The organism is Peribacillus sp. Bi96 (assembly GCF_918698115.1).
Lineage (GTDB): Bacteria > Bacillota > Bacilli > Bacillales > DSM-1321 > Peribacillus.
Window position 1 is genome coordinate 243,049 of sequence record NZ_CAKKLV010000005.1, and the last position, 8,459, is coordinate 251,507.

8 protein-coding genes, 15 tRNA genes, 2 rRNA genes and 1 pseudogene are annotated in these 8,459 nt (G+C 40.7%); 5 read left to right on the forward strand and 21 right to left on the reverse strand.

All coding sequences use genetic code 11. The annotated features are described in order from the left end of the window. Nucleotides 1–106: 106 nt before the first annotated feature. From clpP to LQ203_RS09300, 3 genes are all read right to left on the reverse strand, one after another. Nucleotides 107–691, reverse strand: a complete 585-nt coding sequence (clpP, locus tag LQ203_RS09290; protein ID WP_230157403.1) for an ATP-dependent Clp endopeptidase proteolytic subunit ClpP — start codon at nucleotides 689–691, stop codon at nucleotides 107–109. 30 nt (nucleotides 692–721) lie between these two features. Then, the gene (locus LQ203_RS09295; RefSeq protein ID WP_230157404.1) at nucleotides 722–1,432 is read right to left on the reverse strand and encodes a sigma-70 family RNA polymerase sigma factor; all 711 of its coding nucleotides are present in this window, start codon (nucleotides 1,430–1,432) and stop codon (nucleotides 722–724) included. Between the two features lie 622 nt (nucleotides 1,433–2,054). Next, entirely contained in the window at nucleotides 2,055–2,594 is a 540-nt protein-coding gene (locus tag LQ203_RS09300) for a hypothetical protein (protein ID WP_230157405.1), read from the reverse strand. Nucleotides 2,595–3,025: 431 nt separating this feature from the next. Here LQ203_RS09300 and LQ203_RS09305 point away from each other — a divergent pair. Then, nucleotides 3,026–3,596, forward strand: a pseudogene (locus LQ203_RS09305) (tyrosine-type recombinase/integrase). Further along, the gene (locus LQ203_RS09310; RefSeq protein ID WP_230157406.1) at nucleotides 3,593–3,787 is read left to right on the forward strand and encodes a hypothetical protein; all 195 of its coding nucleotides are present in this window, start codon (nucleotides 3,593–3,595) and stop codon (nucleotides 3,785–3,787) included. The pseudogene LQ203_RS09305 and the gene LQ203_RS09310 overlap by 4 nt, the downstream one beginning before the upstream one ends. Before the next feature lie 55 nt (nucleotides 3,788–3,842). Here the strand turns inward: LQ203_RS09310 and glsA are convergent, their stop codons facing one another. Further along, a complete protein-coding gene (gene glsA, locus LQ203_RS09315; protein ID WP_230157445.1) occupies nucleotides 3,843–4,784 on the reverse strand; it encodes a glutaminase A in 942 nt (313 codons plus the stop codon). A 450-nt stretch (nucleotides 4,785–5,234) separates the two neighbouring features. Between glsA and LQ203_RS09320 the strand changes: the two genes are divergently transcribed. From LQ203_RS09320 to LQ203_RS09330, 3 genes are all read left to right on the forward strand, one after another. Continuing rightward, nucleotides 5,235–5,471, forward strand: a complete 237-nt coding sequence (locus tag LQ203_RS09320) for a hypothetical protein (protein WP_230157407.1) — start codon at nucleotides 5,235–5,237, stop codon at nucleotides 5,469–5,471. 20 nt (nucleotides 5,472–5,491) lie between these two features. Continuing rightward, nucleotides 5,492–5,758 carry a hypothetical protein gene (locus tag LQ203_RS09325; protein WP_230157408.1) on the forward strand — a complete coding sequence of 89 codons (267 nt, stop codon included), beginning with the start codon at nucleotides 5,492–5,494 and terminating at the stop codon, nucleotides 5,756–5,758. A gap of 63 nt (nucleotides 5,759–5,821) precedes the next feature. Next, nucleotides 5,822–6,142, forward strand: a complete 321-nt coding sequence (locus tag LQ203_RS09330) for a hypothetical protein (protein WP_230157409.1) — start codon at nucleotides 5,822–5,824, stop codon at nucleotides 6,140–6,142. A 538-nt stretch (nucleotides 6,143–6,680) separates the two neighbouring features. Here LQ203_RS09330 and LQ203_RS09335 read toward each other — a convergent pair. The 17 genes from LQ203_RS09335 to LQ203_RS09415 all read right to left on the reverse strand — a co-directional run. Further along, nucleotides 6,681–6,761: transfer RNA gene (locus tag LQ203_RS09335), tRNA-Leu, on the reverse strand. Between the two features lie 8 nt (nucleotides 6,762–6,769). Then, nucleotides 6,770–6,843 (reverse strand) — tRNA-Cys (locus tag LQ203_RS09340). Between the two features lie 8 nt (nucleotides 6,844–6,851). Then, nucleotides 6,852–6,926: transfer RNA gene (locus LQ203_RS09345), tRNA-Gly, on the reverse strand. A 3-nt stretch (nucleotides 6,927–6,929) separates the two neighbouring features. After that, nucleotides 6,930–7,004: transfer RNA gene (locus LQ203_RS09350), tRNA-Gln, on the reverse strand. A gap of 37 nt (nucleotides 7,005–7,041) precedes the next feature. After that, a tRNA-His gene (locus LQ203_RS09355) sits at nucleotides 7,042–7,117 on the reverse strand. 17 nt (nucleotides 7,118–7,134) lie between these two features. Further along, nucleotides 7,135–7,208 (reverse strand) — tRNA-Trp (locus LQ203_RS09360). A gap of 6 nt (nucleotides 7,209–7,214) precedes the next feature. Further along, nucleotides 7,215–7,298: transfer RNA gene (locus LQ203_RS09365), tRNA-Tyr, on the reverse strand. Nucleotides 7,299–7,314: 16 nt separating this feature from the next. Then, nucleotides 7,315–7,390: transfer RNA gene (locus LQ203_RS09370), tRNA-Thr, on the reverse strand. Nucleotides 7,391–7,397: 7 nt separating this feature from the next. Further along, nucleotides 7,398–7,473: transfer RNA gene (locus LQ203_RS09375), tRNA-Phe, on the reverse strand. A 12-nt stretch (nucleotides 7,474–7,485) separates the two neighbouring features. Continuing rightward, a tRNA-Asp gene (locus LQ203_RS09380) sits at nucleotides 7,486–7,561 on the reverse strand. A gap of 5 nt (nucleotides 7,562–7,566) precedes the next feature. Beyond that, a tRNA-Met gene (locus LQ203_RS09385) sits at nucleotides 7,567–7,640 on the reverse strand. 104 nt (nucleotides 7,641–7,744) lie between these two features. Next, nucleotides 7,745–7,820: transfer RNA gene (locus LQ203_RS09390), tRNA-Val, on the reverse strand. Nucleotides 7,821–7,835: 15 nt separating this feature from the next. Then, nucleotides 7,836–7,910: transfer RNA gene (locus tag LQ203_RS09395), tRNA-Glu, on the reverse strand. Between the two features lie 9 nt (nucleotides 7,911–7,919). Further along, nucleotides 7,920–8,011: transfer RNA gene (locus tag LQ203_RS09400), tRNA-Ser, on the reverse strand. Between the two features lie 4 nt (nucleotides 8,012–8,015). Then, nucleotides 8,016–8,090, reverse strand: a tRNA-Asn gene (locus LQ203_RS09405). Between the two features lie 9 nt (nucleotides 8,091–8,099). Then, a 5S ribosomal RNA gene (gene rrf / locus LQ203_RS09410) occupies nucleotides 8,100–8,215 on the reverse strand. A gap of 117 nt (nucleotides 8,216–8,332) precedes the next feature. Further along, a 23S ribosomal RNA gene (locus tag LQ203_RS09415) occupies nucleotides 8,333–8,459 on the reverse strand; the annotation flags it as partial.

An 8,459-nucleotide genomic window follows, 5' to 3' on the forward strand; every position in this document is an offset into this window, starting at 1 on the left:
AATAATCACACAAGCAGTGAATAGGACAAAAAAGAAACGATCGATATGCGTATATCGATCGTTTCTTTTCGTTCTCATCCAGCTTATATACTGATGGTGTGTTTAATTAATTATCCTGAACGATTATTTCATCGATTATGCCGTAATCCTTAGCCTCATTTGCGCTTAAGAAGTAATCACGATCTGTATCCTTCGCCACCTTTTCGAGAGGCTGCCCCGTTCTTTCCGAGATGATCTGATTGATATGATCCTTTAGCTTCAAAATCCTACGGGCCGAAATTTCAATTTCCGTAGCTTGCCCCCTTGCCCCTCCAAGAGGTTGATGAAGCATGATTTCACTATTCGGCAAAGCGCACCTTTTTCCTTTCGCCCCCGCCAATAAAAGCATGGCACCAAATGATGCAGCCATACCCGTGCATACTGTCCGGATATCAGGCTTAATGTATTGCATCGTATCATAAATGGCAAAACCGGCACTAGTTGATCCCCCAGGACTGTTAATAAAGATGGTAATTTCTTTATCAGGTGCATCAGCCGCCAAGAATAACAATTGGGCAACCACACTATTGGCTAAATGATCGGTGATCTCTTCCCCAATCATGATGATTCTGTCTTTTAGAAGTCTGGAATAAATATCGTATGAGCGTTCACCCTTGCTTGATTGCTCAATTACATATGGAATGGTAGTCATATCTCTTCTTCCTCCTAACAAATTTTTTGGCTATGCAGCCATTGAGAGTGTGTTTGAAGGAGTGAAGCATGCTTTGGAAGAAATCGAACGATTCGTTAGTTTAGGAATCATGGATTCACTGTTCAGGGATTTGAAAAATGGAATGCTTCTAATGAGGAGATCAGGATTTTGGACCTTCAATGCCTGTGTCATCAGAGACATCAGCCTCTGTTCCTCATCATCTTGCCAATCTTCCACACAGGACAACTTACGCTCATCAACACCATCATTGTCAAAACGCTTTTTCACACGATTCAAGATGGCCTTTACAGCACTTTCCGTTGTGTTCAAATAGACCGAAATCTCTTTAGATCGATAGAGGAACCCTTCCTTTAACATGAACACTACAGCTTGTTTCGGGGTAAGGGATTTTATCATATATTCAACCGTTTCATAGGCATTCTCACCAATTGCCCCCTGTATATCGGTATCCAACGGATCTTCTAAAGATTCTTTTTTTCTTTTTCGTATCGTATCAATCCAGGAATGGCGGGCTATCGTCTTCAATAAAGCCGTCGTTATCTCCGTTTTATTCCCATAGCCCTTCATTGCCTTTAATATCGTATCCTGTGCCAAATCATCACCATCCCAATTATTTTGGGTCAGGAATCGGCAAAACCGAAGTAATTCAGGATAGACCTCACGCAAAATCATGCCGTTATCATTTCCTTCAGAAATATCTTCCCTCAACTTATTTATCATTTTTCTCACTCCTTCAACACCCTCTATCCTCTAAACGTTTCAGAAAGAGAAAAAGATATGGGGGTGAAAAAATTTTCCTTCATTCTTCATTATATTCTATTCCATTTTTTCCAATGGATTTCCTTTCATACTAAAAACCTGTTTGGTCATGATCCCAAACAGGCTAATGTCCTTGTTCTGTATGAAGCAAATTGACGCTCCTCGGCCTATCCTCTGTGTACCCGGTTCTTCACCAATCATTTCAGCTAGGTCCATATTTTCTAAAACACTTAATATTTTTCTGTAAATTCCGCTCCGGAGCTTCTTTAACAGCTTCCCCTCTAACCATCTATCAGGAGCAAGCAATCTCCTTAGGAGTTTCCTGTCATTATCCAACATTCATTTTTTAAAGGGGCCCGCTTAATAAGGTAGGCTTCATTCACTTCTTCAATTTCTTTCTAATAAATGACACCCGCATTATGCAGGTGTCATTCTGTTTTGTCTCGTACATAATGTACTATTATCTAACGGATTGATTTTTAAGACTTTTTTTAGACAGCTTAGAATCACGATACTGAATAAGAAATAAGCCCTGAACAGGTTTTCTGTACAGCTGGATGAGTTTAGAATCCGTAATACTCACTTAAAGCCTTAAAGCACTCCTATTAATGCTACGCTGGAATTCATCAGCATCCGTTTTTTCAATGAAATCATTCAATCCATCAATGAATGATTGTTTATCCCTTGGCAAAATCCCGCTTAAAGTTAATGCATTCGAAGCATGCAATGACGATATTCTTGTATCGTCCTTTACATTTAAATGTTCGATGAATGTTCTTAATTCTATGATTCTCTCCATTTCAGCTGCTTCTTCAAAATCGCCTTTTAAATACTCCATATGCAGCTCTGTACCCGGTATTAACGTTGATGACATGGGGAATATCGCCTTGGACCGAACTTCATTTAACAATGCCGCTGTATCCATCGCATTCGGCAAGCCCTTCCCTCTCCCTGCAAGGCCGTACATGACCATATCAAAAAACTCGATACCTGCTTCATTCAATCTCCGCAGCTGCACTCTTGCCTCTTGTGCCGTATATCCTTTCTTGACACGCTCCAGCACTTCATCATTTCCGCTTTCGAATATACTACTTTGGCTGAAAGAACCAGAAAAAAACTTCAAAGAATTTGGATGGGCCCCGCATTTAACTGAACCAGAATTCATCAATAGTGTTTGTGTTTATCATATTCAGTTAAAGACAGGGAACTCCCAATCGACAACATCGGAAAATTTATCGATACTTGAAAAAGCCGGTCTACTGCAATCCAAAAAAGTTGCCGTATGGACACTTTATCAAAGAAATGAAAAAGTAATAAAAGAGTTCTCCGATTGGATAGGCAATGTACTATAAATACAAGGAAAATCAAAAAGCGCGGTCTTTCTTTTGAAAAAATAAAGAAAAGGCCGCGTTTGCATTTTTCTACATTCATCCCACTGGATATAATACACTCCTCACGTTGACTTCTATCCTTTTCAAGTGTTACGCTTAAATTAATAAAAAAGTATACATTCAAAATACTGATTCCACTAGCGTGAAAAAAGGATGATCCCCAATGCCAAAAGAACATTTAATTGATGTTCAACCAATCAAATCATTGGATAAAATAGACGATATGAAATGGTCATTGAAAAGACATTGCAGCGAAAGAGATTACATATTGTTCTTATTAGGCATCAATACCGGCTTGCGTGTGTCTGATTTATTATCATTGAGGGTAAAGGATATTAAAGGCAAGGTGAAGATCACCGTCAAGGAAGGCAGAACAAAGAAGCCTAGAATAATAGAGCTGAACAATGTATGCCATGAATTAACAGCTTATATAGATACCATTGATAGTGAATGGCTATTCCCTTCACGCAAAGGTGTTAAGCCAATAAGCAATATACAAGCCTACAGGCAGCTTAATAAAGCCGCAGATATGGTAGACATCGACAGCGTAGGCACTCATACCATGCGCAAGACATATGGCTACTGGCTCTATAAACGAAGTATGGACGTAGCAGAATTACAAATCATCCTTAACCATTCACACCCTGAAGCTACGTTAAAGTACATTGGAATGAGATGAAGGAACAGACGACAGCTTAAATGACTTGTATTATAGGAGGACGGAAGAAACATGACACTGACCGAATACAACGCAAAATACGAATATATCATACGCAGCAATATGTCCGACAGACAAAAGGCATTGAAGTTATCTGATTTAATGACTGATATGGAAGGGCATCTAAACAATGAAATCGGGGAACATCAGAATAAAGAAGTACATGCTTTATATAAAAAAGTAACTCTTCTATCCAACTTATTATGATCGATGAGACCTTGCCCTTATTGTGCAGAGGTCTTTTTTTTAATGGTGTCAATGTTTACAAATTAAACATACTTAAGGAATACTTTTTCGCCATCATTTCCAAGATTTTTATCCCGGCAACGCTGTTCCCCTTCTCATCCAGCGCTGCACCATAAATTCCAATCCCACATTTTCCGGGGACGGCCCCCATGATTCCCCCTGACACACCGCTTTTAGCCGGAATGCCAACATTAATGGCAAATTCACCTGATGCGTTATACATGCCGCAAGTAACCATGAATGTCTTGCAAATACGTGCAATGTCCCCGGGGATGATTTGCTTTCCCGTCAACAAATCTTTCCCATTCATGGCCAGCACACAGCCTATCCTCGCCAGATCCCGACTGTCCATTTCAATGGCACACTGCTTCGAATACAATTCGATTAATTCCTCCACATCCTCATTTATTACATTATGTTGCTTTAAAAAATAACTTAACGCCCTATTTAAGTCTGCTGTATTGTATTCTGACCGGGCAACATCTTCATTAAAACCGATAGTAGGATTTTGCGTCAACTCTCGGATAAAATGTAAAATACGCTTGAATCGCTCATTTACACTGTCACCTGCAATCATATGCGTCACAGTCAATGCTCCTGCATTGATCATCGGGTTTAACGGCTTAGATGGCTTGTTTGTTTCTAACTTGGCAATCGAATTATAAGGGTCCCCAGTGGGTTCTTTTCCTACATAGGAAAAGACATATTCCTCCCCTTTTTCCATTAATACCAGTGCAAGTGTCAAAACTTTTGATATGCTTTGCAAGGTCATTTTTCCGCTTACATCCCCCGCACAATATCCATTACCGTCAGGATAGTAAATAGCAACAGACAAATCCCCAGGATTGGCCTTTTCAAGAGCCGGAATATAGTCTGCCACTGTTCCCATATTTGTATATTTTTTTGCCTTATCGACTAGTTGCTGTAATTCTTCATTGGACCTGCATTGACATCCCATATTGTTCACAATTTTCCGCCCCTTAGAAAATTTGTCATTTGAAGTGTTCTTAGATAGTGGTTTTATTATTTATTACCATATTTCAACGATATTATTTACAAAACCAGGAATCTGATAATAATGGATGGTCATGAGCTTAATGTTGAAAACACATACGATAAATCAGGTATGCCAAACTTTTAGACCATTCCGAAAGGGATGGTTTTTTTTAGATTGACAGCATAATTATGGTACTTCATACTTCTATAGTAATAGACGTAACAGAATATTTAGTTAATTGTAAGGATGAAACTATGAAACCAACAGTAACGGCATTGGATTTACAATTATTAGCAGATGTTCTAGGGGAAATAATTGTACAAGTTTAATAAGCGCAATAGCAGAAAAGGATTTTCAAGTGGCTCAAATGCTTGATGTATTAATAATTGAGGATAAATGGGAGGATGACATGTGACTAAGCTCAGAATTCTTTTAACCATTCCAATTTTGCTATATGGAATTTTCATATTTGTTTCCATTCAAAGCGATAAGAATATTCCACTTTATTTGCATCTTCTATTCGCAATCTACTTGACGTTGTTTGTACATTATGAAGAAAAAACGGAGGTGAAACCATTCCTCAGAGAAGATTTAATCGAGAAAAAGAAGGAATTGATCGCTTTGAGAAAGAAGTATCGACCATGGTAGCATGAATGAAGTGAATGTGAGTGCACACGGATTTTACCAACGTACCACATGTATTTCACATTGAATCGAAAGTAGGTCAAGCAATGGATGAGTTTAAGAGTTTACAAGAAATTTATAATGCCCACCGACCAGAACATAATGAACTCTTTCGAGCGATTCAAGCTCACTTGCAATTGAAGTATCCAGACAAACGTATGACAGCTACGAGAACCTTACAAATAATTGTCGCGGATAATATCGCTTCAGGTGAATTGCGTAATGTGGAAAGTCGGCTTTTATACAGTTAATAAGGTCCAAAACAATGTTTCGCACCATTGAGTAATTACATAACACAGGGCGATATGCAACCAATGAAAAAATACATAAACAAGATCAGGATAGTTGGCTTCATTTTGAGCATCATGCTCATGGTATTCAGCTACGGAGTAATGTTCTTTTGCAGTGCATTTTTGGATGCTACTCCACACACAAATCCTAAGTCAACAGAAGTTGACCATGGGCGATCAAAAATTTGGGAAGGCATGAGCAAAGAAGAATATCAACATATTAAACAAGCAGAAGAGATGAAAAAATCAAATTATGTTGATTATAAAGATGAGCCCACATTTGATCCAGATGAGCCATCAGAATTTAACCTTTTTGAAGGTGGAAATGAAAACGATGAATATTAAGAGGACAACTCGATTATGAGCTGTCCTTTTTGTTTGCTTATAAATGCAATGCTCCGAAACTAGGTTTCGTTCTTTCAGTGGTTTAATATTCGCCATCGGATTTTTTTGATGTGTTTTGATCTGTGAAGAAAATTGAAGAAACTCCTTATCGCCCGCAATCTTGAATTAATACTGGTTACCTTCAATCCACTTTCCTGCATATTTAAAATCAGGAGTTTAATATCCTTTTATGTCATTGTTACCAATGTTCGTGTAATCGCATTAAATTGTTCGCGGTAATATTTCAAAGTGTGAGGACGGAGATCTCTTAATTGGCAGTCTTCAAAAAATAATTTGAACGCCAATTCATCAGATTCAACGTATGAGGTTTTTGTAACAATTCTTAGTTCATCTTCGGATAATAAAATTCTTCTTTTACCCATTGCACACTACCACCGTACATTATTTGTACATATTCTGTAGTGCGTGATAAACACAAAAAAGCTTCACACAATTAAGTGTGAAGCTTGATGTAATAGCGATTCTTCGCTATTGGTGATACCGGTGGCCGGGGTCGAACCGGCACTCCAGAGGAACACGATTTTGAGTCGTGCGCGTCTGCCAATTCCGCCACACCGGCATGTATGTTGGAGGCGGCAACCGGAATCGAACCGGTGGTAAAGGTTTTGCAGACCTCTGCCTTACCGCTTGGCTATGCCGCCAACGTTTTTGGAGCGAAAGACGGGATTCGAACCCGCGACCCCAACCTTGGCAAGGTTGTATTCTACCACTGAACTACTTTCGCATATGGCTGGGCTAGAAGGGATCGAACCTTCGCATGACGGAATCAAAATCCGTTGCCTTACCGCTTGGCTATAGCCCATTAACGTTGTATTTATTATATCACATTTATTGAAAAATGGGGCGACTGATGGGAATCGAACCCACGAATGCCTGAACCACAATCAGGTGCGTTAACCACTTCGCCACAACCGCCATTATAAGATTTAAATTGGCAGGGGTAGTAGGACTCGAACCCACACTGGAGGTTTTGGAGACCTCTGTTCTACCTTTAAACTATACCCCTATAAGATGGTGGAGGGGGGCAGATTCGAACTGCCGAACCCAAAGGAGCGGATTTACAGTCCGCCGCGTTTAGCCACTTCGCTACCCCTCCGCATATGGATGAAACATGGTGCCGGCAAGAGGACTTGAACCCCCAACCTACTGATTACAAGTCAGTTGCTCTACCAGTTGAGCTACACCGGCACTACTATGGTGGCTCAGGACGGAATCGAACCGCCGACACAAGGATTTTCAGTCCTTTGCTCTACCGACTGAGCTACTGAGCCAAACAATAAAAATGGCGGTCCCGACGGGAATCGAACCCGCGATCTCCTGCGTGACAGGCAGGCATGTTAACCGCTACACCACGGGACCATAGATTGCGGGGACAGGATTTGAACCTGCGACCTTCGGGTTATGAGCCCGACGAGCTACCGGACTGCTCCACCCCGCGACGTTAATAATGTTGCTATAATGAATCAAGTTTTCGTGTTTATCGTTTCAATAGAATGAATAATCAAACCCATTATGTAGAAACAACCTGATCTTATTTAAAAATGGTGGAGGATGACGGGATCGAACCGCCGACCCTCTGCTTGTAAGGCAGATGCTCTCCCAGCTGAGCTAATCCTCCAATATGTTGTCTTAATGGTGACCCGTACGGGATTCGAACCCGTGTTACCGCCGTGAAAGGGCGGTGTCTTAACCGCTTGACCAACGGGCCAGGTAAAAATGGCGGAGAGCAAGGGATTTGAACCCTTGAGACAGGGTTACCCGTCTACACGATTTCCAATCGTGCTCCTTCGGCCACTCGGACAGCTCTCCATAATGGCTCCGCAGGTAGGACTCGAACCTACGACCGTTCGGTTAACAGCCGAATGCTCTACCACTGAGCTACTGCGGAACAATACAAGCTTGGCGACGTCCTACTCTCACAGGGGGAAACCCCCAACTACCATCGGCGCTGAAGAGCTTAACTGCCGTGTTCGGAATGGGAACGGGTGTGACCTCTTCGCTATCGTCACCAAACATTGTTAGCATTTCCAAGACATATATTAGTATAACATCTTTTTGAGAAAATGCAAGAAGAAATTTTCATTCCTTCAAAACTAGATAATAAGAAGGTATTTCATTTTTCAAAAAGCTTTGGTTAAGTCCTCGATCTATTAGTATCAGTCAGCTCCACATGTCGCCACGCTTCCACCTCTGACCTATCAACCTGATCATCTTTCAGGGATCTTACTAGCTTGCGCCATGGGAAATCTCATCTTGA